The organism is Luteimonas cucumeris (genome assembly GCF_007830035.1).
GTDB lineage: Bacteria > Pseudomonadota > Gammaproteobacteria > Xanthomonadales > Xanthomonadaceae > Luteimonas_C > Luteimonas_C cucumeris.
Genome location: NZ_VLKN01000005.1, coordinates 35,991 through 62,732, shown reverse-complemented (window position 1 = coordinate 62,732; position 26,742 = coordinate 35,991). Strand labels below are relative to the sequence as shown.

General features: G+C 66.5%; 28 protein-coding genes. 15 read left to right on the top strand and 13 right to left on the bottom strand.

All coding sequences use genetic code 11. The features are described 5' to 3' along the window. Window positions 1-177 precede the first annotated feature (177 nt). From IP90_RS11175 to IP90_RS11160, 4 genes are all read left to right on the top strand, one after another. The gene (locus IP90_RS11175; protein WP_144899735.1) at window positions 178-2,682 is read left to right on the top strand and encodes a DNA topoisomerase I; all 2,505 of its coding nucleotides are present in this window, start codon (window positions 178-180) and stop codon (window positions 2,680-2,682) included. Between the two features lie 135 nt (window positions 2,683-2,817). Next, window positions 2,818-3,381, top strand: coding sequence for an L-threonylcarbamoyladenylate synthase type 1 TsaC (gene tsaC, locus IP90_RS11170; protein WP_144899734.1), 564 nt, complete (start codon window positions 2,818-2,820; stop codon window positions 3,379-3,381). 214 nt (window positions 3,382-3,595) lie between these two features. Beyond that, entirely contained in the window at window positions 3,596-4,267 is a 672-nt protein-coding gene (locus IP90_RS11165; RefSeq protein ID WP_144899733.1) for a DUF4124 domain-containing protein, read from the top strand. Further along, window positions 4,267-4,929 carry a DUF4124 domain-containing protein gene (locus IP90_RS11160; protein ID WP_144899732.1) on the top strand — a complete coding sequence of 221 codons (663 nt, stop codon included), beginning with the start codon at window positions 4,267-4,269 and terminating at the stop codon, window positions 4,927-4,929. The genes IP90_RS11165 and IP90_RS11160 overlap by 1 nt, the downstream gene beginning before the upstream one ends. Before the next feature lie 132 nt (window positions 4,930-5,061). Here the strand turns inward: IP90_RS11160 and IP90_RS11155 are convergent, their stop codons facing one another. Further along, a complete protein-coding gene (locus tag IP90_RS11155) occupies window positions 5,062-5,706 on the bottom strand; it encodes an FMN-binding negative transcriptional regulator (RefSeq protein WP_144899731.1) in 645 nt (214 codons plus the stop codon). Window positions 5,707-5,733: 27 nt separating this feature from the next. Continuing rightward, complete coding sequence (locus IP90_RS11150; protein ID WP_144899730.1) at window positions 5,734-6,348, bottom strand: LysE/ArgO family amino acid transporter; 615 nt, start codon at window positions 6,346-6,348, stop codon at window positions 5,734-5,736. Between the two features lie 106 nt (window positions 6,349-6,454). On the opposite strand from IP90_RS11150, the gene IP90_RS11145 reads away from it, so the two are divergent. Together IP90_RS11145 and IP90_RS11140 are read left to right on the top strand one after the other, a co-directional pair. Then, window positions 6,455-7,345: a LysR family transcriptional regulator ArgP gene (locus IP90_RS11145; RefSeq protein WP_144899729.1), complete on the top strand. Its 891-nt coding sequence runs from the start codon at window positions 6,455-6,457 to the stop codon at window positions 7,343-7,345. A gap of 149 nt (window positions 7,346-7,494) precedes the next feature. Next, on the top strand, window positions 7,495-7,965 hold the full coding sequence (locus tag IP90_RS11140; RefSeq protein WP_144899728.1) for a hypothetical protein: 471 nt from the start codon (window positions 7,495-7,497) through the stop codon (window positions 7,963-7,965). 114 nt (window positions 7,966-8,079) lie between these two features. On the opposite strand, the gene IP90_RS11135 is transcribed toward IP90_RS11140, so the two are convergent. After that, a complete protein-coding gene (locus IP90_RS11135; protein ID WP_144899727.1) occupies window positions 8,080-8,475 on the bottom strand; it encodes a hypothetical protein in 396 nt (131 codons plus the stop codon). Window positions 8,476-8,488: 13 nt separating this feature from the next. Between IP90_RS11135 and IP90_RS11130 the strand changes: the two genes are divergently transcribed. From IP90_RS11130 to IP90_RS11105, 6 genes are all read left to right on the top strand, one after another. Beyond that, entirely contained in the window at window positions 8,489-8,827 is a 339-nt protein-coding gene (locus IP90_RS11130) for an ArsR/SmtB family transcription factor (RefSeq protein WP_144899726.1), read from the top strand. Beyond that, window positions 8,824-9,312, top strand: coding sequence for an ArsI/CadI family heavy metal resistance metalloenzyme (locus IP90_RS11125; protein ID WP_144899725.1), 489 nt, complete (start codon window positions 8,824-8,826; stop codon window positions 9,310-9,312). The genes IP90_RS11130 and IP90_RS11125 overlap by 4 nt, the downstream gene beginning before the upstream one ends. 8 nt (window positions 9,313-9,320) lie before the next feature. Beyond that, on the top strand, window positions 9,321-9,848 hold the full coding sequence (locus IP90_RS11120; protein WP_144899724.1) for an arsenate reductase ArsC: 528 nt from the start codon (window positions 9,321-9,323) through the stop codon (window positions 9,846-9,848). Window positions 9,849-9,861: 13 nt separating this feature from the next. Next, the gene (gene arsB / locus IP90_RS11115; protein WP_144899958.1) at window positions 9,862-10,908 is read left to right on the top strand and encodes an ACR3 family arsenite efflux transporter; all 1,047 of its coding nucleotides are present in this window, start codon (window positions 9,862-9,864) and stop codon (window positions 10,906-10,908) included. A 2-nt stretch (window positions 10,909-10,910) separates the two neighbouring features. Beyond that, window positions 10,911-11,363, top strand: coding sequence for an arsenic resistance N-acetyltransferase ArsN2 (gene arsN2 / locus IP90_RS11110; protein WP_158635332.1), 453 nt, complete (start codon window positions 10,911-10,913; stop codon window positions 11,361-11,363). 132 nt (window positions 11,364-11,495) lie between these two features. After that, the gene (locus IP90_RS11105) at window positions 11,496-12,878 is read left to right on the top strand and encodes a hypothetical protein (protein WP_144899722.1); all 1,383 of its coding nucleotides are present in this window, start codon (window positions 11,496-11,498) and stop codon (window positions 12,876-12,878) included. 171 nt (window positions 12,879-13,049) lie between these two features. Here IP90_RS11105 and IP90_RS17005 read toward each other — a convergent pair whose 3' ends face one another. Together IP90_RS17005 and IP90_RS16625 are read right to left on the bottom strand one after the other, a co-directional pair. Beyond that, complete coding sequence (locus tag IP90_RS17005; protein WP_242007563.1) at window positions 13,050-13,787, bottom strand: DUF3011 domain-containing protein; 738 nt, start codon at window positions 13,785-13,787, stop codon at window positions 13,050-13,052. Window positions 13,788-13,925: 138 nt separating this feature from the next. Beyond that, window positions 13,926-14,228: a hypothetical protein gene (locus IP90_RS16625; RefSeq protein ID WP_158635331.1), complete on the bottom strand. Its 303-nt coding sequence runs from the start codon at window positions 14,226-14,228 to the stop codon at window positions 13,926-13,928. Here IP90_RS16625 and IP90_RS11095 point away from each other — a divergent pair. Then, window positions 14,199-14,915: a helix-turn-helix transcriptional regulator gene (locus tag IP90_RS11095; RefSeq protein WP_158635330.1), complete on the top strand. Its 717-nt coding sequence runs from the start codon at window positions 14,199-14,201 to the stop codon at window positions 14,913-14,915. The genes IP90_RS16625 and IP90_RS11095 overlap by 30 nt on opposite strands. Window positions 14,916-14,954: 39 nt before the next feature. Then, complete coding sequence (locus tag IP90_RS11090; RefSeq protein WP_242007562.1) at window positions 14,955-15,992, top strand: serine hydrolase domain-containing protein; 1,038 nt, start codon at window positions 14,955-14,957, stop codon at window positions 15,990-15,992. Between the two features lie 84 nt (window positions 15,993-16,076). Here the strand turns inward: IP90_RS11090 and IP90_RS11085 are convergent, their stop codons facing one another. The 6 genes from IP90_RS11085 to IP90_RS11060 form a co-directional block, all read right to left on the bottom strand. Further along, window positions 16,077-16,706: a nucleotidyltransferase family protein gene (locus IP90_RS11085; RefSeq protein ID WP_242007561.1), complete on the bottom strand. Its 630-nt coding sequence runs from the start codon at window positions 16,704-16,706 to the stop codon at window positions 16,077-16,079. Then, window positions 16,703-17,770 carry an XdhC family protein gene (locus IP90_RS11080; RefSeq protein ID WP_144899718.1) on the bottom strand — a complete coding sequence of 356 codons (1,068 nt, stop codon included), beginning with the start codon at window positions 17,768-17,770 and terminating at the stop codon, window positions 16,703-16,705. The genes IP90_RS11085 and IP90_RS11080 overlap by 4 nt, the downstream gene beginning before the upstream one ends. A 21-nt stretch (window positions 17,771-17,791) precedes the next feature. Then, on the bottom strand, window positions 17,792-19,987 hold the full coding sequence (gene paoC, locus IP90_RS11075; protein ID WP_144899717.1) for an aldehyde oxidoreductase molybdenum-binding subunit PaoC: 2,196 nt from the start codon (window positions 19,985-19,987) through the stop codon (window positions 17,792-17,794). Continuing rightward, the gene (locus IP90_RS11070; RefSeq protein WP_144899716.1) at window positions 19,984-20,940 is read right to left on the bottom strand and encodes an FAD binding domain-containing protein; all 957 of its coding nucleotides are present in this window, start codon (window positions 20,938-20,940) and stop codon (window positions 19,984-19,986) included. The genes paoC and IP90_RS11070 overlap by 4 nt, the downstream gene beginning before the upstream one ends. Continuing rightward, window positions 20,937-21,590 (bottom strand): aldehyde dehydrogenase iron-sulfur subunit PaoA, encoded by a 654-nt coding sequence (gene paoA / locus IP90_RS11065; RefSeq protein ID WP_144899715.1) that lies wholly within the window; start codon window positions 21,588-21,590, stop codon window positions 20,937-20,939. Before paoA ends, IP90_RS11070 begins: the two co-directional genes overlap by 4 nt. Before the next feature lie 263 nt (window positions 21,591-21,853). Then, a complete protein-coding gene (locus IP90_RS11060; RefSeq protein ID WP_144899714.1) occupies window positions 21,854-22,630 on the bottom strand; it encodes an SDR family oxidoreductase in 777 nt (258 codons plus the stop codon). Between the two features lie 59 nt (window positions 22,631-22,689). On the opposite strand from IP90_RS11060, the gene IP90_RS11055 reads away from it, so the two are divergent. Beyond that, window positions 22,690-22,917: a hypothetical protein gene (locus tag IP90_RS11055; RefSeq protein WP_144899713.1), complete on the top strand. Its 228-nt coding sequence runs from the start codon at window positions 22,690-22,692 to the stop codon at window positions 22,915-22,917. A 356-nt stretch (window positions 22,918-23,273) separates the two neighbouring features. Here the strand turns inward: IP90_RS11055 and sppA are convergent, their stop codons facing one another. Both sppA and IP90_RS11045 read right to left on the bottom strand, forming a co-directional pair. Next, complete coding sequence (gene sppA / locus IP90_RS11050) at window positions 23,274-25,160, bottom strand: signal peptide peptidase SppA (protein ID WP_144899712.1); 1,887 nt, start codon at window positions 25,158-25,160, stop codon at window positions 23,274-23,276. 129 nt (window positions 25,161-25,289) lie between these two features. Next, window positions 25,290-26,675, bottom strand: a complete 1,386-nt coding sequence (locus IP90_RS11045; RefSeq protein WP_144899711.1) for an MATE family efflux transporter — start codon at window positions 26,673-26,675, stop codon at window positions 25,290-25,292. Window positions 26,676-26,742: the final 67 nt, after the last annotated feature.

The window sequence follows — 26,742 nt, the reverse complement described above, 5'->3', positions numbered from 1 at the left end:
CCCGAATCCACCGACCGGTATCACCCATCCGGGCCGTCGAGCTTGACACCGCCGGCCTCGGCGTGATTCCACTATAAATAGAGCGACCCAGACGCCCGAGGCCCCGGCCTCGGGCGTCGCCTTCTGCAATCCCCATTTTGGCGCGGCGTTCACGCCGCGCCCGGAACCTCCCCGCCCATGGCCAAGAACCTCCTCATCGTCGAATCGCCCGCCAAGGCCAAGACGATCAACAAATACCTGGGCAAGGACTTCACCGTCCTGGCGTCCTACGGCCACGTCCGTGACCTGGTGCCGAAGGAGGGCGCGGTCGATCCGGCCGACGGCTTCCGCATGCGCTACGACCTGATCGACAAGAACCAGAAGCATGTCGAGGCCATCGCCAAGGCCGCCAAGAGCGCCGAGGGCATCTTCCTGGCGACCGACCCGGACCGCGAAGGCGAGGCGATCAGCTGGCACATCGCCGAGATCCTGAAGGAGCGCGGCCTGCTCAAGGACAAGACCCTGCAGCGCGTGGTGTTCACCGAGATCACGCCGCGCGCGATCAAGGAAGCCATGCTCAAGCCGCGCAGCATCGCCAGCGACCTGGTCGATGCGCAGCAGGCGCGGCGCGCGCTGGACTACCTGGTCGGCTTCAACCTGTCGCCGGTGCTGTGGCGCAAGGTCCAGCGCGGCCTGTCCGCCGGCCGCGTGCAGTCGCCGGCGCTGCGCATGATCGTCGAGCGCGAGGAGGAGATCGAAGCCTTCGTCGCGCGCGAGTACTGGTCGATCGAAGCCGAGTGCGCGCATCCGTCGCAGGCGTTTACCGCCAAGCTCAACAAGCTCGACGGGAAGAAGTTCGAGCAGTTCACCGTCACCGACGGCGACACCGCCGAGGACGCGCGCCGCCGCATCGTGGCCGCGGCCGGTGGCGCCTTGCACGTCACCGATGTCGCCAGCAAGGAACGCAAGCGCCGTCCGTCGCCACCGTTCACCACGTCGACACTGCAGCAGGAGGCCGCGCGCAAGCTTGGCTTCACCACGCGCAAGACCATGCAGGTCGCGCAGAAGCTGTACGAGGGCGTGGCGATCGGCGAGGAAGGCACGGTCGGCCTGATCACCTACATGCGTACCGACTCGGTCAACCTGTCGCTGGATGCGCTGGGCGAGATCCGCGACGTGATCGCGCGCGATTTCGGCACGCGCGCATTGCCGGACAAGCCCAACTTCTACACCACCAAGTCGAAGAACGCGCAGGAAGCGCACGAGGCGGTGCGCCCGACGTCTGCGTTGCGTGTTCCATCGCAGGTGTCGCGTTTCCTCACCGACGACGAGCGCAAGCTCTACGAACTGGTGTGGAAGCGCGCCGTCGCCTCGCAGATGGTGCCGGCCACGCTCAACACCGTATCGGTAGACCTTGCCGCCGGCAGCGAGCACAGCTTCCGCGCCAGTGGCACCACCGTGATCGACCCGGGCTTCCTCGCCGTCTATGAGGAAGGCAAGGACACCAAGGGCAAGGACGACGAGGACGAAGGCCGCAAGCTGCCGCCGATGAAGACCGGCGACCGCGTGCCGCTGGACCGCATCCACGCCGACCAGCATTTCACCCAGCCGCCGCCGCGCTTCACCGAAGCGGCGCTGGTCAAGGCGCTGGAGGAATACGGCATCGGCCGTCCCTCGACCTACGCCTCGATCATCCAGACCCTGCTGTTCCGCAAGTACGTGGAAATGGAAGGCCGCAGCTTCCGTCCCAGCGACGTCGGCCGCGCCGTGTCCAACTTCCTCAGCGGCCACTTCACCCGCTACGTCGACTACGACTTCACCGCCAAGCTCGAGGACGAACTCGATGCGGTGTCGCGCGGCGAGGAGGAGTGGATCCCGCTCATGGAGAAGTTCTGGGGCCCGTTCAAGGAACTGGTCGACGAGAAGACCGAATCGGTCGACCGCAGCGAAGCCACTGGCGCGCGCGAACTCGGCATCGATCCGAAATCCGGCAAGCCGGTCAGCGTGCGGCTCGGCCGCTACGGACCCTACGCCGCGATCGGCAGCACCGCCGAGACCGAGGAAGAGAAGCCGACGTTCGCGTCGCTGCGCCCCGGCCAGAGCATGCACACCATCACGCTGGAAGAGGCGATCGACCTGTTCCGCCTGCCGCGCAAGCTCGGCCAGGACGGCGGCGAGGAAGTCAGCGTCGGCATCGGCCGGTTCGGCCCGTTCGCCAAGCGCGGCAGCGTGTACGCCTCGCTGAAGAAGGAGGACGATCCCTACACCATCGACCTGGCGCGCGCGGTATTCCTGATCCACGAGAAGGAAGAGATCGCGCGCAACCGCATCATCAAGGAATTCGAAGGCAGCGACATCCAGGTGCTGAACGGACGCTTCGGTCCCTACATCAGTGACGGCAAGCTCAACGGCCGCATCCCCAAGGACCGCGAACCGGCTTCGCTGACGCTGGCCGAAGTGCAGCAGTTGATGGCGGAAACCGGCAAGCCGATGCGCGGCCGCTTCGGCAAGAAGACCGCGGCGAAGAAGGAAGCCGCGCCGAAGAAGGCTGCGAAGACGACGGCCAAGAAGACCACGAAGAAGACCACGACGAAGAAGGCTGCCAAGAAGACCGCCAAGAAAGCGGCGAAGAAAACCGTCGTCAAGAAAGCCGCCAAGGCAAAGACCGCCGTCGCAACTGAAAACGATGACGCGCCGTTCTGATGCTCTTTGGGAAACGCTGAATAGTCAGATCGTCATCCCGGCGAAAGCCGGGATCCAGCTTTTCAGCCACATGTCGAAGAGCTGGATCCCGGCTTTCGCGGGAATGACGGCCAAGAGCAGAAGAAGCGTCTAGCCATGTCGCAATCCTTGTCCCTCGCCGACGCCGCCACCGCCTTTATGAACGGTAGCATCCTCGCCTACCCCACCGAGGCTGTCTGGGGCCTGGGCTGCGATCCGCGCAACGAGGCCGCCGTGCTGCGGCTGCTGGCGATCAAGCAGCGCCCGCTCGACAAGGGCCTGATCCTGATCGCCGCGCATCTCGACCAGCTGCGTCCCTTCCTCGATCTGTCCGCACTGCCCGCCGAACGCCTCGCCGAAGTGCTGGCGTCCTGGCCCGGCGCGCACACCTGGGCGATGCCGGCCAGCGCGAACGCGCCGCGCTGGATCACCGGCGCACATGACGGCATCGCGGTGCGCGTCAGTGCGCACCCGCTCGTGATCGCCCTATGTGACGCCTTCTGCGGCGCGCTGGTGTCGACCAGCGCCAATCCCGGCGGCGAAGCGCCACCGCGCGCGTTGTCGGAATTCGATCCCGCGCTGCTGGCATCGATCGATGGCATCGTCGACGGCGACACCGGCGGCCTTGCGCGACCGACGCCGATCCGCGACGCCCTTACCGGCGCGGAACTGCGCGTCTGATACTCGTCCCGTTGCGCAAGGGGCCACCCGGATAATCCCAATGTCATCGCGAGCGCAGCGAGGGACCTGATGTCTTGCCGGAAAAAAACAGGTCCCTCGCGGAGCCTGCCCTGAGCTTTGTCGAAGGGCTCGCGATGACAGGACTGGAGCACGTACGTGCAAACGCCTCTGCGCGATCCTTCCCGACACCCGCCATTGCGCGCAAGATACGGCCATGCGCCCATGGCATGCCCTCGTCCTCGCCAGCACGCTGCTGGCCCTGCCTGCGGTCGACGCTGCCGACAAGATCACGCTATACCGCTGCGTCGACGCCAAGGGCAAGCTGACCTTGCGCGATACGCCCTGCGCGCCGGGCGAAGTGCAGCAGACCCGCACCTTCCAGCGCCCGCGGGATCCGCCGCCACGTCCGGCCGCGCAGGTGGAAACGGCGCCGACACCTGCGCCGCCGCCACCGGAAGTACGCTACGTGACCGTCAATCCGCCGCGTCCGCTGTACGAATGCGTCACGCCCGACGGCGAGCGTTACACCAGCGACACCGACGCCGGCAATCCGCGCTGGGTGCCGTTGTGGACGCTGGGTTATCCCTCGTGGTCGCGACGCACGATCCGCAGCGAAGGCCTGGTGGTCAGCCGGCCGATACGACCGCCGGACATCGGCCCGCCGACGCGGCCACGCCCGGTGAATCCCGCCCTCTACAGCTCGGGTACCGTCATCGCCGACGAATGCCATCCGCTGCCGCAGGAAGAAGTCTGCGCGCGCCTCAACGATCGTCGCTACGAGATCAAGCGTCGCTACCTCAACGCCATGCCCAGCGAACGCGCCGTGCTCGACGAAGAAGAGCGCGCCCTGATCGCGCGCATGCGCAACGACTGCGGAACCGACTGATGCTACGGATTGCATTCGCCGTGCTGGCGATCCTGGCCAGCGACCTCGCCGGCGCACAACGCATCTTCATGTACCGCTGCACCGATGCCGCCGGCGCGGTGACGCTGCAGAACGACGTGCCCTGCCCGAAAGGCCATCGGCAGGAAAAGCACGTGGTCGAGGCGCCACCGCCACCCGTCGATACAAGTCCAGCCGCGACCGATGCGATTCCGGCAACCGCCGCCGCGCCCTCTGCCGCAGCGCCACTGACGGTACTGACGTCCGTCGACCCCGCGCCGACCGCCGACGCCACGGCAGCAACGACCGCCACCGACGCAGCCGCGCCCGTCCCCGAACGCGGCCCGCCACCGACGTTGTACCGCTGTGGCTACCAGGGCAACGACACCTACTTCGCCGACAGCGCCGAACCGCCGCGCCGCTGCCTGGCCCTGCAGGCGCTTGGCCTGGATGGCAACCCCGACACCGGCGCCGGCCAGGCCTGCGAAATGATTCAGGACCGCTGCGAACCCGTTGCCGATGACAGGCTCTGCGATGCCTGGCAGCAGCGCCTGCGCGATGCGGAAGCAGCCGTGCAGAACGCCGCGCAAGGGCAGACCGAATCAGCAACGGCCGAGTTGGAACGTATCAAGGGCGTGGTGGATGCAAGCGTGTGCGGCCGCTGACGGGTTTCGTCGATGTTGTAGGGCGCATCAGCCACGGGCGTAATGCGCCGGATGCCGCGACCTCGGATGGCATGCGGCGCAATGCGCTTCGCTTATTGCGCCTACGAGCAAGCGGTACGTTGAGGCGGTCATTCATGGGCTTTCATCCGTCGAAATCCGACTGCGCCTCATCGCTGCGGCCAGCGATGAATTGCCGCGCTCGTCCAAGGCGCCAACCGTCCCCTCAAAGTCCCGGGCGTCGCGATTCTGGCTGAGCTTGCGCTTCCCTTCGACGCGGTCGAGTTCGATCACGATGCCTACGATCTGACTCAGCTCTCCGGCCAGGTAATCCGCGGGGGCGTCTCTCATCTTCCAAGGTCGTGGTTCGTTGGCTTCGCTCTGTCGCGTCAATTTCGCGACCATGCCCCGGACGAACTTTTCGTCGTCAAAGACGCTGATGCGTCCATGGGCATGGACGATCTCGTAATTCCATGTGGGTACATGCCGATGCGTTTCATGCTTGCTGGGGTACCAGTTGGGCGAGATGTAGCCTTGAACGCCGCGGAAGACGACCAGCACGCGTTCGCCATTCGGGACTTCTTTCCAAATGGGGTTCGCCCGCGCCACGTGCGCCAGCAAGGTTCCCGAAGGTCCGCGGGTTGGGTCGAGCACGAACGGCAAGTGGTTGGCGTCAAGCCCGGTGCCCGTGTGGGTAACGAGCATGCCCAAGGGGTGCTCGCGGATGATGCGATGCAGCTGCTCAGGGCAGGATTCAGCAAAAAGTTGCGGTAGATACATGGAAGCTCCGATTCGAGGCAGGCTTTATCAATCAATCGGGCGCAGGAGGAGCAACAAGGAAAGCCCAAGCATGAACAGCGCGACAAAGCCGTCAAGCACTCGCCATGCACGCGAGCTTCTGAACACCGGCAAGAGAAGCCGCGAGCCGTAACCGAGGGTCGAGAACCACGCGACACTCGCCACGCATGCGCCGGCCGCGAATGCCCACTGTGCTACGCCTGCATAGCGGCTCGACAGTCCCCCAAGCAGAATCACCGTGTCCAGATAGACGTGTGGATTGAGGAACGTAAAGGCAAGGCACGCGAGTAGCACGCGGCGTGAGCTTGTGCTGCCCATATCAGGCGCTAGGCCGCCCGTGCCGGCCCATGCGCGTCGCGCGGCCAACACGCCGTAGACCGCAAGAAATGCTGCTCCGCCGAATCGCAGAACCTGCAGGAGCGCAGGCCACTCCCGGATCACCGCGCCGACCCCGAGGACTCCGCTAAGGATCAGCGTGATATCGCCGAATGCGCAGGTCGCCACGACTAGCCCGACGTTCCGCTGAAGCAGTCCCTGCCGAAGCACGAACGCGTTCTGGGAACCGATAGCAATGATCAGGCCTGCGCTTGCAGCGAAGCCGGCGAGTGCGGCCGTGATGTACATGAAACTGCTCCATATCTTCTGGAGGCAGGAGGCTGCCGTAACCATCTGCTTCTGACCATCTAATAATTCTTTATCATCCTTAGAGCTTCTAATCCGAGGTCTCGTTATGGACCTTCTGCATCCGCAACTCGCCGCTTTTGCGGCGGTACTGGAAGAAGGCAGCTTTGAAGGAGCCGCCCAGCGTCTGTCAGTGACGTCGTCAGCCATCTCCCAGCGCGTCAAGGCGTTGGAGGATCGGCTGGGACAGGCCCTCGTGGTGCGTCAGTTGCCATGCCGACCGACGCCGGCGGGGGAGCGCTTGCTGAGACGCGTCCGCCCTATGCAGGTTCTGGAAGACGAGGCTATGGCTGACTTCCTGCCAGCCAGTGACGCCGCAGTCCGAGCAATCCCGATCGCCATCAATGCAGACTCGTTACAGACATGGGTCCTCGAGGGATTGGCGCGGCTCCATCACGCTCACGGCTACCTGTTCGATGTGCGGGTGGGCGACCAGGACCACACACAGGAAATGCTCCGCGACGGCACGGTGCTCGGCGCCGTTACGGGACAGTCCAAGCCAATCCAGGGCTGCAATGTGGATTCCCTGGGAAGCATGCGTTATCACGCCATTGCATCGCCTGCCTTTGCCAAAAGGCATTTCAGCGATGGCCTGACTGCGCAAGCGTTGGCTGCCGCGCCACTCATCGTCTTTGACCGAAAGGATGACCTGCAATGGAGATTCATACGGCGAATCTCCAAGGCTCGCATCGCTCCGCCGGTCCATCACTTGCCCACATCGACCGGTTTTGTTGAGGCCGCCGCTCTGGGCTTGGGCTGGTGCCTCGCACCGGAAACGCTCATAAGCTCGGCACTTTCCTCGAAGCGAGTAGTCATGTTGGAGGCTGGGCGCTGGCTGGACGTGCCGCTCTACTGGCAGTACGCGGCTGTCCGCTCAGAGACGTTAGAGCATGTCGGCCGTGCGCTGTATCAGGCAGCGACTGGTGCATTGAGACGCTAGATGCTTCCTTTGGTCGAGAACAGCCACGCCCACACCCCACTCAGAACATCCCTACCCCCAAACCCACCCTCCACCGACAGACCGCGACCTGCGTTGCCGCCACGATGCCGTCGCCCATGAAGGGCTGACCAATCATCAAGGAGAAGGACATGTCGCAGAACCTCATCACCCTCATCGTCAGCGACGAACAGGTCGCCGCTGCGCTGGCGGGGCTGGCGCAGATCGAGGCCGCGTTGCCGGGGCTGATCTCGCTGGAACCCGGCGAGCGGCGCTCGCTGATGCACATGGGGCCGAAGTCGGAAGTGTTCGCGCGGCAGACGCTGCGCGTGCTGGAGCAGAACCCGCAGATCGTGCCGCCCAGCCTCGACCTGGCCGGTGCCGGTGTCGACCTGCAGGCTTTCGATCGGCTGCAGCCGGTGCAGGAACGCATGCAGCGCCTGCTGACCCGACTGGAGGACACCACCGCCGCGCTTGGCAGCGACGTGATGGACGTGGCGCTGGACGGCTACAACCAGGTCAAGCTGTCCGGCGCCGCGCACGGGCTGGAGGCGCTGCGCAAGGAACTGGCCACGCGCTGGGCCAAGTCGCGCCGCGCCGCGGCCGAGCCGCCGGCCGGCTGATCGCACCCACCTGCATCTCCACGCCAAGCCGCCTTCGGGCGGTTTGTCGTTTTTCCATACGGCGAAATCCTGTGCGGTATTGAATAAGCCACGGCGACCCTTCGCGAAAGCGATTTATGCCTTCCGGAAGGCGAATCCGGTTTTCGCGAAGCCGGTTTTCGCCTTCGGGAAAGCAAACCGGGTTATCGCGAAGACGAATTCCGCATTCGCGAAGGCGAAAATCGGCTTCCGGAAGACCTTCGGCGCCTTACGGAAGACCCGAAACGGATTCCCGATAGCGCCAGCGGCATTGCGAAGCGCGTGCGCTTCTTGTGGAAGCAACTTCCAGCCGCGACCGCACTCGCCAGCGCCCGGCTGTAGGCTGAGTTGGCTCCACCAACCCAGCATCCGCTTGCCGCCATGCGCTGGGTTGATGAAGCCAACCCAGCCTACGGTCCTGGTTGAAATCCTGCCGCCCGCAGTCAAGCAGGACGATGACCACGCGAAGGCTTGACGGCCTCTATATTTCATATATTCTGGAAATATGGAAACAACATCAGCACTCAAGTCACTGTCCGCGCTCAGCCACGAGACCCGGCTGGCCGCGTTCCGCCTGCTGGTGCAGGCCGGCCCCGACGGCCTGGCGGTGGGGGAGCTGCGCGAGCAGCTCGACATCCCCGCGGCAACGCTGACCGCGCACCTGAACATCCTGCGCGCCGCTGCACTGGTCCACGACCAGCGCGAGGGCCGGGTCATCCGCGTGCGGGCCAACTATCTGCAGATGGACGCGCTGCTCGGCTACCTGACCGAGAACTGCTGCGGCGGTGTTTCCACCTGTGCTCCCGTCCAGTCCTGCGCACCCAAGAGGAAAGCCTCGCGATGAACCGATTCCACGTACACCTCAATGTCACCGACCTCGACGCCGGCATCCGCTTCTACACCCACCTGTTCGCCGCGCCGCCGACCGTGCACAAGCCCGACTACGCCAAATGGATGCTGGACGATCCGCGCGTGAATTTCGCCATCTCCAATACCGGTCGTGCGCCGGGCATCGATCACCTCGGCATCCAGGCCGCCGATGCCGATGCGCTGCAGGATCTGGGCCGGCGCCTCGATGCCGCCGGCGGCAGTGTCGTCCCCGAAGAAGCCACCATCTGCTGCTACGCGCGCTCGGACAAATACTGGACCGAAGACCCGCAGGGCACGCGCTGGGAAACCTTCCACACGCTGGGCGACGCCACCACCTACCACGCCGGCGATGCCGCCTGCGCGACCGATGGCGCCGCCTGCACGCCGAAGCCCGGCGAGATGAAGCCCAAGGTCGAACAGGGCATGCCCTGCTGCGCTCCGCAGTCGGCTTGCTGCTGAGGCCTGCCATGAATTCGCATCGTCATCGCATCCTGTTCCTGTGCACCGGCAACTCCGCGCGCAGCGTCCTGGCCGAAGCCACGCTGCGCGCCTGGGCCGGCCATCGCTTCGAAGTGTTCAGCGCCGGCAGCCAGCCGACCGGCACGGTCAATCGCCTTGCGCTGGAGCAGTTGGCGGCCGAAGGCATCCCTACCGCCGGCCTGCGCAGCAAGTCCTGGGACGAGTTCGCCACGGCGGACGCGGCGCCGATGGACCTGGTGGTGACCGTCTGCGACTCGGCGGCGGCCGAAACCTGCCCGGTGGTGTTCGGTGACTTTTTGCGCACGCACTGGGGATTGCCCGATCCGGCCGCGGTGCAAGGCGACGACGAGGAAAAACGCGAGGCGTTCCGCCAGGCGCATCGCATCGTCAAGGCGCGCCTGCTCGCACTGCTGGCCCTGCCGGCAAATGTGTGGGAAGACCGCGCCGCCCTGAAGAATGCGCTGGACCGGATCGGCTTCGTCGAGCCGGAAGACGAGGCGGTGGCGCATGACTGAGCCAGCACCGCGCATGGGGCTGTTCGAGCGTTACCTGACCGCATGGGTCGCCCTGTGCATCCTGGTCGGCACCGGTCTTGGCCACGCATTTCCGGGTGCCTTCGCGCGGATGGGCGCGTGGGAAGTGGCGAAGATCAACCTGCCGGTGGCGGTGCTGATCTGGCTGATGATCATCCCGATGCTGCTGAAGGTCGACTTCGGCGCGATGCGCCAGGTGGGCCGGCACTGGCGCGGCATCGGCGTAACGCTGTTCATCAACTGGGCGGTGAAGCCGTTCTCGATGGCGCTGCTCGGCTGGTTCTTCCTGAAGCACGTGTTCGTCGACTGGCTGCCGGCCGACCAGATCGATTCCTACATGGCCGGGTTGATCCTGCTGGCGGCGGCTCCGTGCACGGCGATGGTGTTCGTGTGGAGCCACCTGTGCCGCGGCGACGCCAACTTCACCCTCAGCCAGGTCGCGCTCAACGACGCGATCATGGTGGTGGCATTCGCGCCGCTGGTGGCGCTGCTGCTGGGCCTGTCCTCCATCGCCGTGCCCTGGGACACGCTGGCGCTGTCGGTGGGCCTGTACATCCTGGTGCCGATGGCCGTGGCGATGGGCCTGCGCCGCTGGATCCTGGCCCGCGGCGGCGAGGCGCGACTGCAGCGGTTGCTCGCGAGGCTTTCGCCGCTGTCGCTGGTCGCACTGCTGGCCATGCTGGTGCTGCTGTTCGGCTTCCAGGGCCGGCAGATCATCGAGCAGCCGCTGGTCATCGCCATCCTCGCGGTGCCGATCCTGATCCAGGTCTACTTCAACTCGGGGCTGGCCTATCTGCTCAACCGGCGCCTGGGCGTGGCCCACGACGTGGCCGGCCCGTCCGCGCTGATCGGTGCCAGCAACTTCTTCGAACTGGCCGTGGCTGCGGCCGTGGGACTGTTCGGCATCCAGTCCGGCGCCGCGCTGGCCACCGTGGTCGGCGTGCTGATCGAAGTACCGGTGATGCTGTCGGTGGTGGCCATCGTCAACGCGAGCCGCGCGTGGTACTGCGACGGCGCTCGGCGCGCCATCCAGGCGAGGTGATCGTGTATCGGATCCACCCGATCGATTTCGATGAATCCGTCGCCCGCCTGCTGCGCGCGAACAGCCTGCCCACCGCCGATCTCGACCAGGCCCGCGCAAGGTTTCTGGGTGCGATCGATGGCGGCCGTCTGCTCGGCTGCGTCGCCATCGAGGACTGCGGGGATGCCGCGCTGCTGCGCTCGCTCGCGGTGGACGCGGAGGCGCGTGGAGGAGGGCTGGGCACCGCACTGGTGGCCGTGGCCGAGCAGCGCGCGCGCGAACTCGGCCATGCCGCGCTGTACCTGCTGACCACCGATGCATCGGAATTCTTTATCGGCCACGGTTATGCCGCGGCCGAACGCGGCAACGCGCCGCGCGGCGTCGCCAGCACGGCCCAGTTTTCCGGCCTGTGCCCGGCGTCGTCGCACTTCATGTGGAAGCCGCTGCAGGGATTGATGACTGGCATAGTTCCGTAGGGCGCATTAGCCGCAGGCGTAATGCGCCGGAGTCGTGACCTTCAGATGGCATGCGGCGCAATGCGCTTCGCTTATTGCGCCCTACGCACACTGTGTGCCGGCTCTCGCGACTGTGGTGGCAAGCGCATAGGCATGCCCGATGGCCGCAAGACGCCATGGCCGCCGTTCGCTGACAACAAGCCACGGCGAGGGTCCAAGATGCACGCTTCCAGGTCGAAGACGGCGGTTCCCGTCGGCATGGCCCTTTCCATCCTGATCGCAGGGATGCTCGGCGGGATGCGTGAGGCGCCGGCGTTCGGAAGCGGCATCCACGAGCGGATTACGCGCAACGCGTTTCCGTTCATGGCCGGGAATGTGCTGGACACCATCGTCGCCGGCAATCTCGACGAGGATGAGGATGCCGCGGAGAACCTGGCCGAGCGGCATGCGCAGAACTGCCGCTTCCGCGACAGCGCGGCGTACATCAATCTGCGTTACGAGGAGGTGGTCGGCGCGCTGCGATCGCCGAGCGCGGACGACCCCAACCGTGCGGCGCGCCTGTTCGGACACATCCTGCATGGCGTCCAGGACTTCTATTCGCATTCGAACTGGATCCCGACGCCGCCGCAGGGCCTGGGCATCCGCGGTCGCCTGCTGGATTCCGGATTGGGCCTGTGGACCTTGCCGACGCCGTATTCGATTCTGTTTGATGACGTCGCTTATGTCGAAGGAGACGCCCAGAAACCTCTCAGCGTACGTCTGCCCGTCGATGCCGACGGAAAGGTGTCTTCCGCCGTTCCGATCGTCAGGGATCCACGCGGCATCATCAGCACGCCGCAGCCCAGGGAGTACCGCGGCCTGATGACATCGGGGGCGCCGCGTCATCCGGGCGACCAGCGGTGCCCGCTCGTTGCGGAGAGCTGCAACATCTCCAGCGCGGAGAACGTGTGCCTGCGTCACGGCGACTCGCGCAGCGAAGGCACGAGTTCCCGCAACTTCGACGGCGCAGGACGGATGAATCTGGACGGCGGCGGCGATGGTGACTGGGCCCAGGCCAGGCATCACGCGAAACTAGCGACCCGGCATGAATGGTGTCGCCTGCTGCACCTGTCGCGCGATCTGGATCCGAGTTACGTGGCTTCCGGGCGGCTGCTTGGCAACTGGGTGGGACGGGACAGCGCGGAGAACACGCTGCATATCGCCGGTACGCCCTGCCAGCGCGGTGCGAGTCGAAGTCATCTGATCGAGATTACGGCGACACCGTCCGCCAGTGCGCCATCCGTGGTGCCTTTCGTACTGTTTCGTTCGGACTTCTCGAGCTCGGCGCGGACAAGCGTGTCCCGAGAGTCGACGAAAACCCTACGCGTATGCGGCAACCCGGGCGAACGCCTGGTCGCGGCGCTGGTTCCCGCGCGCACGCCGGGCGCCATCCATGTGGTGCAGGTGCCGGCAACAGCGTATTCCAGGACGATACGCGACCATCGCGGCGGATTCGACGTGACATTCGCCGTCCGGGTGACACCGAACGCCTGCTAGAACGCCTCGCCGTGGTTCCGATGATGGCCGAATTCGGCCATCAAGCCCGGCTGTAGGTTGGGTTGGCTCCACCAACCCGGCACCCCCAAGCCGCATGCGCTGGGTTGATGAAACCAACCCGGCCTACGGTCCCCAAGTCCTGTCGATCGGATTACCTGGCCCGGATCCGGGTCAACGACAGCACCATGCCGTCGTTGCGTGCCATGACAGGTAGCGGCCATCGGGGTAATCGACGATCAGCTCGGTCACGTCCTCGTTGACGGGCACCCGCGTGATCAGGGCGCCGCTGTCGCCGGCCCTGGTGTTGCAGGCGCCGAGCAGTTCGGCGCCGGGGCCGATGGCTGCCGATGAGTGGTGCGACGGATGGCCGCCGCCGGACATGTTGCGGAACACGGCACGGCAACCGTCCTTGACCCAGACCGAATGGTGGTAGAGACCCCAGTTCTGGCCCTGCACGCACGGCGTCTTGCTCAGCTGGCGCACCAGCCGGATGTCGCCGCGCGTGTCCATGTCGCATTCGTTTTGTCCTTGCCCGCGCGATTCGCAGGTCACCTCGGGGTCGGGACTGCCATTGGTCGATGCCGGCTCGGAACTTGATGAGTTTGCAATGGAGCACACGCCATTGGCGCCGCCCTTGCCGGTGTACGACACGGCGAGCGAGTCATCGGGCGAGCGGGTGATCGACAACGTGACGCTGCTGCCCGCGTCGCGAGCCTCGATGTACTTGTCGTTGAACCGCTGCAGTCTGGTTTCGCGGCCGTTGACGTAGACCGGTCCGCCTTCGTCGGCGTGGATCTCGAGGCCGCCCGGGCAGGTGCCGTTGAACATCGAAATGGCGGCTTGCGCATGCGACGCCAGCGGCGCGCCGGCTATCAGCGCGGTGGCGGCAAGCAGGAATAGTCTGTTCACGGTCATCTCGGGTAGCGGGATGTCCGTGTTATCCAACCGCGTGTGCATGGCGTGAGCGGTGGCGCCTGGCTTGCGAGGCTCCATGCAATCTTCGGCAGGCCAACGACGCCATGCCTTTGATGACTGCGTCCACCGCTCTCACGGGATGTCGCCCGATAAGCGCAGCGCGTCGGTTTTTTTGCATGAGTTGAGGCAAACCCCGGCTGCATCCGATGACCTTACCCCGGCCATGCTGCGCATGGCATTCTGAGCCATCCGCAGGACACCATCATGTCGAGCCACGCCCCGCGCGCAACCGAAATCGGTGTACGAGGTCTTGCGTTGTGCCAGCAGGCGACGCACGAACTCGCGATCGCGCAGCTGCGCCCGACCATTCCCGAACACGATATCCACCGGCACCAGCATGCCGACATGCATCTGGTGCTGCTGCTTGCCGGACATTACGTGAGCGACGCTTCAGGCATGCCTGCGGTCTGTGCCGAGCCCGCACTTGTCCTCAACCCGCCGGGAACGGAGCATCGCGACCGCTTCCGCTCGCGTCACGGCCTGTTTCTCACCTTGACCATGCCCGCTGCCGCGTACGAACGACTTTGCGATGGCGTTCGCATCGGCGACAAGTCCGTGCGACTGCCCCGCCAGTCGCTGGCGCGGTCGATGCGACTGCTGCGCGAGGTATGGGGCTGGGAAAGCAGCTCGCCGCTGGCGATCGAATCGATCTTCAGCGAACTGTTGGCGGACGCGCCTTCGAAACCGGCCGCGATGGGCGCCGGTCATCCGCTGCAACGCGTGCTGGATCGGCTCGAGGACGACTCGGACGCACCGCCTACGCTCAAGGAACTCGCGGCGATCGCCGATTTCCATCCGGTCTATCTGGCGCGGGCGTTTCGCAAGCGCTACGGCATCGCACCAAGCGATTACCTGCGCAAGCGCCGGCTCCACAAGGCGGTTTCGCTCATCGCCCAGCGGCGCACCCTGTCGCGCGCTGCGTCGACGCTGGGCTTTGTCGACGAAAGCCATCTGCACCGCTGTTTCGTTGCCGAGTTCGGCATGACGCCCGGCGCATTCCGCCGGCTGGCGCTGGGTCGCGTCGAGGTTTCGCGGATACAAGATGCCCGCCTCGCGCGGTGATAGCGTTGTCGGACCAAGGGGAGTCCGATGAATCGAGCAGTGACCTGTTTCAGCTTGGCCGCGACGTTGTTGACCGCGGCCACCGCCCATGCCGCCAGCTTCGAGCAGGCGCAGAAAGCGGTCGAGCAAGGCGAGTTCAAGGCGATCACCAGCATCCTGGTCGCCCGGCACGGCAAGATCGTCTACGAACATTATTTCGATGCGGAAGGTGCGGAGGGACGCCGGAACACGCGTTCGGTAACGAAGACGGTCGCGGGAATGCTGGCCGGCCTGGCCATCGCCGATGGCCACCTGGCCGGGGCCTCCACCCGCATCTTCGATGTCCTTCCCGTTTCACGCCGGCAGAAGATGCTGAATCCGGATGCGCGCAAGGACGCCATCGACGTCGAGGACCTGCTGACGATGTCCTCCATCGTCGAATGCAACGACGAGAACCAGTTCTCCCGGGGCAACGAGGAGCGGATGTACCTGGTCGAGGACTGGGTGCAGTTCTACGCCGACCTGCCGGTGCAGGGCTTTCCGGCCTGGATGCCCAAGCCGGCCGATTCGCCCCATGGTCGCAGCTTCCGCTATTGCACCGCCGGCGTGACCACCCTGGGCGAGGTCGTGCAGGCGGCGGTGCGCGAGCCGCTGCAGGCCTATGCGCAGCGTCGCCTGTTCGATCCGCTGGGCATCGCGGCGCCGGCCTGGCAGTTCTCGCCCTTGGGCCTGGCCCAGGCTGGCGGCGGGCTGGGCCTGCGCACGCGTGATCTGTGGAAGCTCGGACAGCTGTACCTGGATGGCGGCCGCGCTGGCGGGCGCCAGGTGGTGCCCGAGGAATGGGTCCGCCAATCCCTGTCCGCGCAGGCGACCGCGCGCGAGGACGCCGACTATGGCTACCTGTGGTGGCTGATGAAGATTCCCTACGGCAACGCCGTCATCACCGCTCCGACGATGGCCGGAGCGGGAGGCAATGCCGTGTTCCTGCTACCCGAAAAGCAGGCCGTCGTGGTGATCACCACGACCAACTACAACGAACGGCAACCGCATGCATTGACGTTCAAGCTGCTCACCCGCGATCTGATGCCCGCGCTCTAGGCGGGCAACGCTCGCCATCGGTCGATGGCGACACGCAAATCCGCATGAGGCCCGCAACGCAGGTCTGCTGCCGGCCACAAGCGCTCAATCCTTGCGGTGGATCGTCGATCCGTTCGCCGGGTCCAGCCATCCCGTGGCAATCGCCGCGTCGATATCGTCCTGGGTGTCGATGTCGAGTGCCAGCGCAGGCGATTCCAGGACGAACAGCGATCCGGCCTGCAGTTCCCGCAGCCTCGTTCCGAAGCCGCGATCGCCTTGAAGTTCCATCCGCTCGAACCAGTCCCATGGAATCACCGCGGGCACGCCGAGTGCGTCGTCGTAATGCGTCGCCGCGCATCGGGACGACATCGCGGACGCGCCTTCCAGGAGTGCGCGCAGGTGGGCGGCTTCCAGTGCCGGCTGATCGCAGCCGGCGATGAGCACCTTTAATCGGGACGCCAGCACGCGTGGCGCCGCGGCGCGCAGGCTGCTGGCCAACCCCTGTTGCCAGTCCGGGTTGACGATCAGTTCGCACGTCATGTCGCGCAACTCGGCTTCGATCGCCTCGCGTGCCGCGCCGACGACCACCAGCACGCGCGACGCGCCGGTTTCCGAGGCCAGACGTGCGGTCCGGTGCACCAGTGTCTCGCCATCGCGCGTGAGCAGCTGCTTCGGCCGGCCGAGCCGGGTGCTGCCGCCGGCCGCCAGGACCAGGGCGATGTGCGGGTCCGTCACGCGCCGGCCTGCGCACGCCACGCCTGCAATTGCGCGGCGATGCTCAGCGCGATGGCTTCCGGTCCCTGTCCACCGAGGTCGAGACCCACGGGCGCATGCAGCCGTGGCTTGAGCGCTGCGCACCGAGAGGAGGTGAGCAGCTTGAACAGATCGTCGCGGCGCCGTGGTGGGCCAAGCAGGCCGATGAACGGAATCGGCGTGGCCGCGAGCATGTCCAACGCATCGCGGTCGCGCTCGAAGCTGTGGTGCATCACCAGTGCCGCGGCGTAGCGCTGCTGTTGTCGAAGCGCCTCGGACACTGATTCGTATTGCATGTCGGCGTGCGCGAAGGCGTCGCGCCAGCGCTCGCGCGCTTCGGCCAGGCTGGTGCGCCAGCCGAGGTCGCGCAGCAGGTCGAGCAGCGCCGGCGTTTCAGGTCCGGCACCCAGCACCAGCACTTCCGGCATCGGCGCCAGCGGCAATGACCAACCGTGGGCGTCGGGTGCCCATTCGGGGCGTGACGTCGGCAATTGCCACGTCTCCGCGAGATCGCCTGCCTGCAATGCGACATGACCGTCGCCGGTCAGCACGCGTTGCAGCGGCACGCCGCCCGCCAGCCACGCCTCCAGCAGCGCATCGACGTGCGGCATCGCGGCCAGCGGCAGCAGTGCGATACGCAACCTGCCGCGACAGCCGAGCGCGGATCCGGAAAACAGGTGCGCATCGTCGCGGGTGTCGATCTCGATCCATTCGACGCGGCCCTCGGCGGCGGCCTGTGCCGCGCGCCGCGCCAGTTCCGGTTCCAGGCAACCGCCGCTCAGCCAGCCCTCCTGCATCGCGGATGCGAACAGGGCCATCGCGCCGGCATGGGAATACGTGGAGCCTTGCGTTTCCAGCACCAGCGCCAGCGTCGCCGCATCGCCGCGCCGTGCCGCCGCGATCGTGGCCTGCACCACAGGACGTGGATTCCCGGCCGCAAGGAACGCGGGCGTAGCGATGTCCACGATGGCATTGCCATCGACGTCCGGCACCGGCTCGGTCATGGCAGCCGCGGCCGCGCCTGACGTCGCCTGCGGCTCATCCATCGCGACCGGCTCCGCCGTGCCTCATGCGACAGCCGGCATCTTCCCGATCAGCTTGTCCAGCGTGATCGGATAGTCGCGTACGCGCACGCCGGTGGCGTTGTAGATGGCGTTGGCCACCGCTCCGCCGACGCCGCAGATGCCCAGTTCGCCCACGCCCTTGGCTTTCATCGGCGAGGAAATCGGATCGGTCTCGTCGAGGAAGATCACTTCCTGATGCGGGATGTCGGCATGCACCGGCACTTCGTAGCCGGCCAGGTCGTGGTTGACGAAGAAGCCCAGGCGCTGGTCGATGGCCAGCTCCTCCATCAGCGCCGCGCCCGCGCCCATGGTCATCGCGCCGATCACCTGGCTGCGTGCCGACTTCGGATTGAGGATGCGGCCCGCGGCGCAGACGGCAAGCATGCGCCGGATGCGGCATTCGCCGGTGTACGCGTCCACGCCCACTTCCACGAAATGCGCGCCGAACGTGGATTGCTGGAACTTCTTGTCGAGATCGCCGAATTCGATGCTGTCTTCGGCAACCAGTTCGCCGTCGCTGGCCGCGTCGGCCAGCGACAGGCTGCGACCGTTGGCGCGCACCTGGCCGTCGACGAATTCGGCCGTGGCCGCATCCACGCCCAGCTTCCCTGCCACCGTTTCGCGCAGTTTCATGCAGGCCGCGAACACACCCGACGTCGATGTGTTCGCGCCCCACTGCCCGCCCGAACCGGCCGACACCGGGAAGCTGGAATCGCCGAGTTTCACCACCACCCGCTCCAGCGGCACGCCCATCATCTCCGCCGCGGTCTGGCCGATGACGGTGTAGGACCCGGTGCCGATGTCGGTCATGTCGGTCTCGACCGTGACGATGCCGCGACCGTCCAGGCGCACGCGCGCGCCCGATTTCATCACCAGGTTGTTGCGGAAGGCCGCGGCCACGCCCATGCCGACCAGCCAGCGGCCATCGCGGACCTGGGCCGGCTTCGGGTTGCGCCTGTCCCAGCCGAACCTGTCCGCGCCGGTGCGCAGGCACTCGACCAGTTGCCGCTGCGAGAACGGTCGCTCCGGCCGTTCCGGGTCCACCTGGGTGTCGTTGCGGATGCGGAATTCCACCGGATCCATGCCGAGCTTCTCGGCCATCTCGTCCACCGCCGCTTCCAGCGCCATCATCCCCGGCGCCTCGCCGGGCGCGCGCATCGCATTGCCTTCGGGCAGGTCCAGCGTCGCCAGCCGCAACGCACACCTGCGATTGGGACCGGCGTAAAGCCAGCGCGTCTGCTGGGTGGCGACCTCGGGACCGCCACCGGGAAGATCGCCGGACCAGCTCTCGTGGGCGATCGCCTGGATCTTGCCGTCCCGGTCACAGCCGATGCGGATGCGCTGGATCGTCGCTGGCCGGTGGGTGGTGTTGTTGATCATCAGCGGCCGGGTGAGCGCGACCTTGACCGGACGCTTCGCCGCCCTCGCGCCAAGCGCGGCGAGCAGCACGTCGGCGCGCAGGAAGAGTTTCCCGCCGAAACCGCCACCGATGTAAGGCGAATCCAGGCGCACCTTCTCCGACGGGATGCCCAGCGTCCGCGCCATGTCCTGCTTGCCCCAGTTGATCATCTGGTTGGAGGTCCACACCGTCAGTTCGTCGCCGTTCCAGGCTGCGATCGACGCATGTGGTTCCATCATCGCGTGCGACTGGTCGGGCGTGGTGTAGGTGACGTCGATCTGCACCGGCGCATTCGCGAAGCCGGTGTCGAAATCGCCTGCGCCGGTATCCGGATCGCTCTTGGGCACGACCGCTGAATCCCTGGCACGCGCCAGGTCGAACCGGCCCTGCGTGCGGCGATAGTCGACGCGCACCAGCTGCGCCGCAGCGCGCGCCTGCTCGAAGGTCTCGGCGACGACCAGGGCGATCGCCTGGTGGTAGTGCTGGATCTCCGGCCCGCCGAGCAGGTGCGCGGTGTTGAAATTGCCCTTGCCCAGCTTGCCGGCGTTGCGCGCGGTGACCACCGCAAGCACGCCCGGCGCTTTCTGCGCGACGCTGGTGTCGATGGATGCGATGCGGCCCTTGGCGATCGTCGCGCCGACAACGTAGCCGTAGGCCTGGTTCGGCACCACGTCATGGCGCTCGTAGGCATAAGGCGCGGTGCCGGTGGTCTTGAACGGCCCGTCGATGCGGTCGGTCGGCTTGCCAATGACCCTGAGCTGGTCGATCGGATTGGTGGTGGCGGGGGTATCGAATCTCATGCCTGCGCTCCTGCATCCACCAGTACCGCGGCGATGCTGCGTTCGACCAGCGGCACCTTGAAGGCGTTGTGTTCGGTGGTCCTCGCGCCTGCCAGCAGGCGTGCGGCGGTGGCCCTGGCGCCACGCGGCAATTCGGTCTCGGCGGCTTCATCGCGCCATGGCTTGTGCGCCACGCCGCCCAACGCGATGCGGCCGCTGCCGTCGCGCTGCACCACCGCTGCCACCGAAACCAGGGCGAAGGCATACGACGCGCGGTCGCGCACCTTGCGATAGAAGTGTTTTCCGCCGGCCGGCTGGGGCAAGGTCACCGCAGTGATCAGTTCGCCGGCCGCCAGCGTGGTCTCGACCTGCGGCGTGTCGCCGGGCAGGCGATGGAAGTCGGCAATGGGAATGCTGCGCGTGCTGCCGTCCGGCTTCACCGTTTCGACCGTGGCATCGAGTACGCGCATCGCCACTGCCATGTCGCTGGGATGGGTCGCGATGCAGGCCTCGCTGCTGCCCATGATCGCGTGCTGGCGGCTGAAGCCGCCGATCGCCGCGCAGCCGCTGCCGGGCAAGCGCTTGTTGCAGGGCTGGGCGGTGTCATAGAAGTACGGGCAACGCGTGCGCTGCAGCAGGTTGCCCGCGGTGGTCGCCCTGTTGCGCAACTGGCCGGAGGCGCCGGCCAGCAGCGCGCGCGACAGCACCGCGTAATCGCGACGCACGCGGCGGTCCGCGGCCAGGTCGGTGTTGCGCACCAGCGCACCGATCCTCAGTCCGCCTTCATCGGTCTGTTCGATCCGGTCGAGCGGCAGTCCGTTGACATCGATCAGGTGCGCCGGCATTTCGATCTCCAGCTTCATCAGGTCGAGCAGGTTGGTGCCGCCGGCGATGAAACGCGCGCCCGGCGTGCGCGCGGCGGCCGCCGCGGCCGCGGCGGGCGAGTTGGCTCGCTCGTAGCTGAAGGCCCTCATGCGCGCTGTCCCGCGACTTCGGTGATCGCATCGACGATGTTGGAATACGCGCCGCAGCGACAGAGGTTGCCGCTCATGCGTTCACGCAGCTCGTCCGCGGTGATCCGGGGCGCGGCGGTCAGGTCGGCGCTGGCATGGCTCGGCACGCCGGCCTTGATCTCGTCCAGCACCGCCACCGCCGAGCAGATCTGTCCGGGCGTGCAGTAGCCGCACTGGTAGCCGTCGTGCTTGACGAAAGCGTGCTGCATCGGATGCAGCTTCCCGGGCGTACCCAGGCCTTCGATCGTCGTGATCGCGTCGCCTTCGTGCATCACCGCCAGTGACAGGCAGGCGTTGATGCGACGGCCGCCCACGATCACCGTGCAGGCGCCGCACTGGCCATGGTCGCAACCTTTCTTGGTGCCGGTCAGGTGCAGGTGCTCGCGCAAGGCATCGAGCAGAGTCGTGCGCGTGTCGACCTCCAGCGTATGCGCCTTGCCGTTGACGGTGAACGACACCCCGGACACCACCGGCGCCCTGGCTGCCTGCGGCGCCGTCGCGTCGGCCGCAAGCGCGAAAGCGCCGGGAACACCACTGGCGGCAACCGCTGTCGCGCCCGCGACCAGTACTTCGCGTCGGGTCAGCCTGACCCCATCATCGTGACCTTGCATGTCTGGCTTCCTTACGGTTGCTGGATGCAGGAGGGAAAAAACCGCGACGGATGCCTGCGGCGCGGCCTTTCGTCGCCACCCCCACATCGTCCGGTCTGGAACGTTTTACCAGCGATACTTAACAAGTTCCACGCTACATCGACGTGAATTACCTTGATCGATGCCGCCTTCGGACAAGCCCAAGGCAAGTCGGCGCGCGTCCGACCAGACGATCAGTCGCGCGAATGGACCTGCAAGGGCGGCGCGTGAATGCCCTGTTCGGATCAGAATCCGTAACGCAGGAATCCGCCATCCACCGCGATGCATTCGCCGGTGATGTAGCTGGCCGCCGGCAGGCACAGGAAGGCGACCGCGGCGGCGACTTCCTCGGGTTCGCCGATGCGGCCAATCGGAGTGCGCAGCAGCACTTCGTCGAGGTAGTCGGGATCGGCGAGCTTGTCGGAGGTGCGACGGGTGCGGATGTACCACGGCGCGACGGCATTGACGCGCACACCGTCCTCGGCCCATTCGACGGCGAGGTTCTTCGTCATCTGGTGCATCGCCGCCTTGCTCATGCCATAGGGCGCGCCGGAACGCACGTGGGTGAGGCCGGACACGCTGCCGACGTTGACGATGCTCGACGCCGCATGCTGGGTCAGCAGCGGATAGGCGTAGCGCGACAGTTCGAACGCCGAGAACAGGTTGACCTCGAAGATCTGCCGCCACTCGTCCTCGGTGTAGTCGTTGGCATTTTTCGTGAGGTTGCCGCCGGCGTTGTTGACCAGAATGTTGAGGCCTTCGCCCTGGTCCTCGACCCAGTCCAGGATCTCGCGGCGCTGCTCGTCGTCGGCGACGTCGCCGACCAGGCCGCGGATCTCGCCGTCGGGGAATTCGTCGGCCAGTTCATCGCGCGCGGATTCCAGTGCGTTGCCGTCGCGCGCGGCAATCAACACTCGCGCGCCGAGGCCGAGCAGTTCGCGCGCGATGGCACGACCGATGCCGGCGCTGCCGCCGGTGACCAGCGCCAGTTGTCCGTCCAGCCGCCAGCGGTTCGGATCCATGTTCGTCTCGCCTGCATCGTTGGGCGTAGCATAGCGCCAGGCCCATCGAGGACGCCGCCATGGCTTTGCCGGTCCATCTCTGCGCGCTGTCGTTGGCAATCGTTGCGCTTGCAGGCTGCCGCCAGCCCGAACCACCACCGACCGAACGCCCGCCGGAACCGCAGGCGCAACACACGCAACTGCGCGACGCGATCCAGCAACCGATCGACAAGGCCAAGGCCGTGGAGCAGACCGTGCAGGACGCAGCAGTCCAGCAGCGCGCGGCGATCGATGCGGCGGGTGGGTAGTGTCGGGACCTGAGCTGTCGCGGCGTTGTGCGTGACAGTCGTGAAGCGATTGCGGCGCAGCACGGCAAAGTCACTGGATCCCCCGCCCCGCTCATCCTGAGCCTGTCGAAGGACGCGGGGGATGACGGCTAGAGCATCAGCTAAATAACAGCACGCTCGCCGTTGTCGTTCGAAGCAGCAGCCTTCCGCGTCACTTCATTGACCCGTAGGGCGGCGGCCATCCATGACCGCCGCCCTCCGGGTTCAGGGGGTGGCTCGGATCGCTGATGTTCGTGCCAACAGCCAACTTCTACAGCCACAGCCGCTTGCATAAAGTCGATATGGCCAGACGGCAGAAAAGCGAATTGTTCGCGGAATCAGAAGCCGCAGAAGCAATACGCCAGCGCCTTGACCCGCAGGCCCGGGCCCGGCTGCAGCGCCGCCTCGATGAAGCGCAGGTCGTCCTGCGCCTGCGGCAGCACGCGCGCGAGCAGGCCACGTGCCAGGCCGGAATCGCCGAGCATGGCCGCACCGACGCGGCTTTCCGCGAAACCGGTGAACCAGCGCTGGAACGGCGTGGTCAGGCCGTCGATGTACTGCGTGCGGTATTCGCCGGGCTTGCCTAGCCTGGCGCGTCGCGCGGCGTCGGAGACGGCGGCATCGATGCCGCCGAACGCGTCGACGAGCCCGCGTTCCTTGGCCTGCGCGCCGGTCCAGACACGGCCGCGCGCGACTTCGTCGATCTGCTCGACGCTGCGCTTGCGCGCCTCGGCGACCTTGCCGGTGAAATCGTGGTAACCCTTCTCGATCACCGACTGGATCACCTGGCCGACATCCGGATCCAACGCGCGGGTGATGTCGAAGGCGCCGGCGAAACGCGTGGTGGACACGCCGTCGGTGCGCACGCCGATCTTGTCCAGTGCGCGCGGCAGGGTCGGGAACAGGCCGAAGATGCCGATCGAACCGGTGATCGTCGACGGATCGGCGTAGATGCGATCGGCGTTCATGCTGATCCAGTAACCACCGGAGGCCGCCACGTTGCCCATCGACACCACCACCGGCTTGCCGGCCGCCTTCAGCGCGACCACTTCGCGGCGGATCTGTTCGGATGCGAACACCTCGCCGCCCGGCGACGACACGCGCAGCACCACCGCCTTGACCTTGTCCTCGTCGCGCGCCATGCGCAGCATCGCCGCGGTGGTTTCTCCACCGATGCGGCCCGGCGGTTGTTCGCCGCCGCTGATCTCGCCTTCGGCCACGACCACCGCGACCTGCGGACGTTCGTCGACCGCGGCGATGCGGCTGTCGATCTGCTTGAGATAGCCGCCCAGGTCGACCTGGCGGAATCCACCCTCGGCGTCCTCGTCGACCACGCCGCGCTTGGCCAGCATTTCGTCGACCTGTTCCTCGGTCTTCAGGCCATCGACCAGTTTCTGCTGCAGCGCGTAACGCGCCAGGTCGCCACCGGCGGCGGCGATGCCCTCGGGCATGGTGTCGATGCCGGCGGCCAGTTGCTGCGGGCTGAGCTTGCGCACCTGGGCGATGTCGGCCAGATAGCGCTGCCATACGTCGTTCATCCAGAACAGGTCGGCCTGCTTGGCTTCCGGCGATGCGGCGTCGAGGATGAACGGCTCGGCGGCGGATTTGTATTCGCCGACCTTGAACAGGTGCACGTCGACGCCAAGCTTGTCCTGCAGGCCGCGACGGTAGTACTGGCGATAACTGGCCAGACCTTCGAGCAGCATGCTGCCCATCGGATCCAGGTAGACCTCGTCGGCCTGCGCGGCCAGCAGGTATTGCGCCTGCCCGTACTGCTCGCCGAAGGACACGACCTGCTTGCCCGTCGCGCGCAGTCGCGCGAGTGACGCGGCGACTTCGCGCAATTGCGCGTAACCGGTCGGCTGCAGTTCGTCGACGCGCAGCAGCACGCGTTCGACGCGCTTGTCGTCCTTGGCCGCATCGAGCGCACGCAGCAGGTCGCGCAGCTGCACTTCCTCGGCGCGGTCGTCGCCCATCGCCTTGGCCAGCGCACGCGAGAACGGATCGGTGCTGTACTGCTCGACCAGCCGCCCCTGCGGCGCGATCACCAGCGTGGTGCGCTCGGCCAGCGGTTTGACCCGGTCGCCGGCACCCAGCGCGATCAGGAACAGCAGCAGCAGGAAGAAGAACAGCAGGTTGAAGATCAACCGGCGCGTGAAGTTCATCGCATCCCAGATGCCGATGAAGACGCGGGCAATCGGGCCGCGACGGCGGACTTCGTTCATGACTTGCTTACTCTCGGGCTAAGGGCTGGGGACCGAGGGCGGAAACTGAAGGCGCGTGCGCTTCCAGCGCCCGGCCCGGGCCCTCAGCCCTGGATCGGGCTCCAGCTTAGCCGCAACCATGTAAGCGTTTCATGCCTCATTGGTCACTGCGCCTTCCTGCACCATCGGCGCGACGCGCGAGGAACGCAGGAAACGGCTGCACAGCAGCACCGCGGCCGCGGACAGGCCGACGATCAGGCCGATCCACATGCCCTTGGGTCCCCAGCCCAGCCACAGCCCGAGCCCGGCGCCAAGCGGCATGCCCAGGCCCCAGTAGGCGAATGCGGCCAGGAACATCGGCACGCGGGTGTCCTTGAGTCCGCGCAGCGCGCCGGCCGACAGCACCTGGATGCCGTCGGGAAACTGGAACGCGGCTGCATACAGCAGCAGCGTCGCCGCCAGCGCCGCGACCGCGGCATCGTCGGTATACAGCGACACGATCAGATCGTTGCCGGTCAGCAGCACCAGGCCCGACATCAGCTGCGTGGCCAGCACGATCGTGTAACCGGCGAACGCGGCGCGACGCAGCGCATCGCGATCGCCGCGACCCAGCGCATGGCCGACACGCACGGTGGTGGCCTCGGCCAGGCCCATTGGCACCATGAAACACAGGCTGGCGACGTTGATCGCGATCTGGTGCGCGGCCACCGGCACGTCGCCGAGCCTGCCGATCAGCAATGCGGTGGTAATGAACAGTCCGCCTTCCATCGCCACCGTGATCCCGATCGGCAGGCCGGTGCCGAGCAGATTGCGGATCGGCGGCCAGCGCGGACCTTCGAAATGCACGAACAGCCCGAGATCGGCGAAGCGTCGCGAACGCTTCAGGTAAATCGCGAACGCGATCGCCTGCGACCACATCATGATCGCCGAGGCGATGCCGAGGCCGCCGGCGCCCAGTTCCGGCAGCCCGCCGAAACCGTAGGTCAACGCGTAGCCAAGCGGAACCAGCAGCAGCAGACCGCCGAAGCCCAGCAGCATCGTCGGCATCGTCCAATGCAGGCCGTCGCTGAGATAGCGCATGCAGAAGAACAACGTCAGCGCCGGGATGCCCCAGCGGATGCCGTGCAGGAACGCGGTTGCGCCGGGGCGGATCTCCGGCGCGATGCCCATCGGTTCCAGCGCATGCACGACCACGCTGAGGAACGCGAACAGGACCACGCCCAGTGCCGCGGCCAGCCACAGCGCCTGCCGGAACAGCGGGCCGATCTCACTGCGGCGACCACTGCCGTCGAGCTGCGACACCGACGGCGGCAACGACATCAGCGTGCCCATCGGAATCATCATCGGCAACCAGAACAGCGCCGTGCCGACCGCGACCGCGGCGAGCGTGTCGGTGCCATGGTGGCCGGCGATCACGCTGTCGACGAAACCGATCAGGCCGGTCGACAGGTGCCCGGCCACCAGCGGCGCGGCAAGCTTCGCGGAGGTGCGCACTTCGGCGCCGAAGCGCGCCGGCACGGGCGTGGAATGCGACATGGGGAAGAGAACCTGGCGACTGCGGCCGCGCGAATGGGAGGCATGCGCTGGCGCCGGGTCGCGGCTG

What these genes read in the sequence shown, in the direction of transcription:
- IP90_RS11175 (WP_144899735.1), top strand. Translation starts at nt 178, where the DNA reads ATGGCCAAGAACCTCCTCATCGTCGAATCGCCCGCCAAGGCCAAGACG.
- tsaC (WP_144899734.1), top strand. Translation starts at nt 2,818, where the DNA reads ATGTCGCAATCCTTGTCCCTCGCCGACGCCGCCACCGCCTTTATGAAC.
- IP90_RS11165 (WP_144899733.1), top strand. Translation starts at nt 3,596, where the DNA reads ATGCGCCCATGGCATGCCCTCGTCCTCGCCAGCACGCTGCTGGCCCTG.
- IP90_RS11160 (WP_144899732.1), top strand. Translation starts at nt 4,267, where the DNA reads ATGCTACGGATTGCATTCGCCGTGCTGGCGATCCTGGCCAGCGACCTC.
- IP90_RS11155 (WP_144899731.1), bottom strand. Translation starts at nt 5,706, where the DNA reads ATGTATCTACCGCAACTTTTTGCTGAATCCTGCCCTGAGCAGCTGCAT.
- IP90_RS11150 (WP_144899730.1), bottom strand. Translation starts at nt 6,348, where the DNA reads ATGTACATCACGGCCGCACTCGCCGGCTTCGCTGCAAGCGCAGGCCTG.
- IP90_RS11145 (WP_144899729.1), top strand. Translation starts at nt 6,455, where the DNA reads ATGGACCTTCTGCATCCGCAACTCGCCGCTTTTGCGGCGGTACTGGAA.
- IP90_RS11140 (WP_144899728.1), top strand. Translation starts at nt 7,495, where the DNA reads ATGTCGCAGAACCTCATCACCCTCATCGTCAGCGACGAACAGGTCGCC.
- IP90_RS11135 (WP_144899727.1), bottom strand. Translation starts at nt 8,475, where the DNA reads ATGAAATATAGAGGCCGTCAAGCCTTCGCGTGGTCATCGTCCTGCTTG.
- IP90_RS11130 (WP_144899726.1), top strand. Translation starts at nt 8,489, where the DNA reads ATGGAAACAACATCAGCACTCAAGTCACTGTCCGCGCTCAGCCACGAG.
- IP90_RS11125 (WP_144899725.1), top strand. Translation starts at nt 8,824, where the DNA reads ATGAACCGATTCCACGTACACCTCAATGTCACCGACCTCGACGCCGGC.
- IP90_RS11120 (WP_144899724.1), top strand. Translation starts at nt 9,321, where the DNA reads ATGAATTCGCATCGTCATCGCATCCTGTTCCTGTGCACCGGCAACTCC.
- arsB (WP_144899958.1), top strand. Translation starts at nt 9,862, where the DNA reads ATGGGGCTGTTCGAGCGTTACCTGACCGCATGGGTCGCCCTGTGCATC.
- IP90_RS11105 (WP_144899722.1), top strand. Translation starts at nt 11,496, where the DNA reads ATGCCCGATGGCCGCAAGACGCCATGGCCGCCGTTCGCTGACAACAAG.
- IP90_RS11095 (WP_158635330.1), top strand. Translation starts at nt 14,199, where the DNA reads ATGCATCTGGTGCTGCTGCTTGCCGGACATTACGTGAGCGACGCTTCA.
- IP90_RS16625 (WP_158635331.1), bottom strand. Translation starts at nt 14,228, where the DNA reads ATGTCCGGCAAGCAGCAGCACCAGATGCATGTCGGCATGCTGGTGCCG.
- IP90_RS11080 (WP_144899718.1), bottom strand. Translation starts at nt 17,770, where the DNA reads ATGGATGAGCCGCAGGCGACGTCAGGCGCGGCCGCGGCTGCCATGACC.
- paoC (WP_144899717.1), bottom strand. Translation starts at nt 19,987, where the DNA reads ATGAGATTCGATACCCCCGCCACCACCAATCCGATCGACCAGCTCAGG.
- IP90_RS11070 (WP_144899716.1), bottom strand. Translation starts at nt 20,940, where the DNA reads ATGAGGGCCTTCAGCTACGAGCGAGCCAACTCGCCCGCCGCGGCCGCG.
- paoA (WP_144899715.1), bottom strand. Translation starts at nt 21,590, where the DNA reads ATGCAAGGTCACGATGATGGGGTCAGGCTGACCCGACGCGAAGTACTG.
- IP90_RS11060 (WP_144899714.1), bottom strand. Translation starts at nt 22,630, where the DNA reads ATGGATCCGAACCGCTGGCGGCTGGACGGACAACTGGCGCTGGTCACC.
- IP90_RS11055 (WP_144899713.1), top strand. Translation starts at nt 22,690, where the DNA reads ATGGCTTTGCCGGTCCATCTCTGCGCGCTGTCGTTGGCAATCGTTGCG.
- sppA (WP_144899712.1), bottom strand. Translation starts at nt 25,160, where the DNA reads ATGAACGAAGTCCGCCGTCGCGGCCCGATTGCCCGCGTCTTCATCGGC.
- IP90_RS11045 (WP_144899711.1), bottom strand. Translation starts at nt 26,675, where the DNA reads ATGTCGCATTCCACGCCCGTGCCGGCGCGCTTCGGCGCCGAAGTGCGC.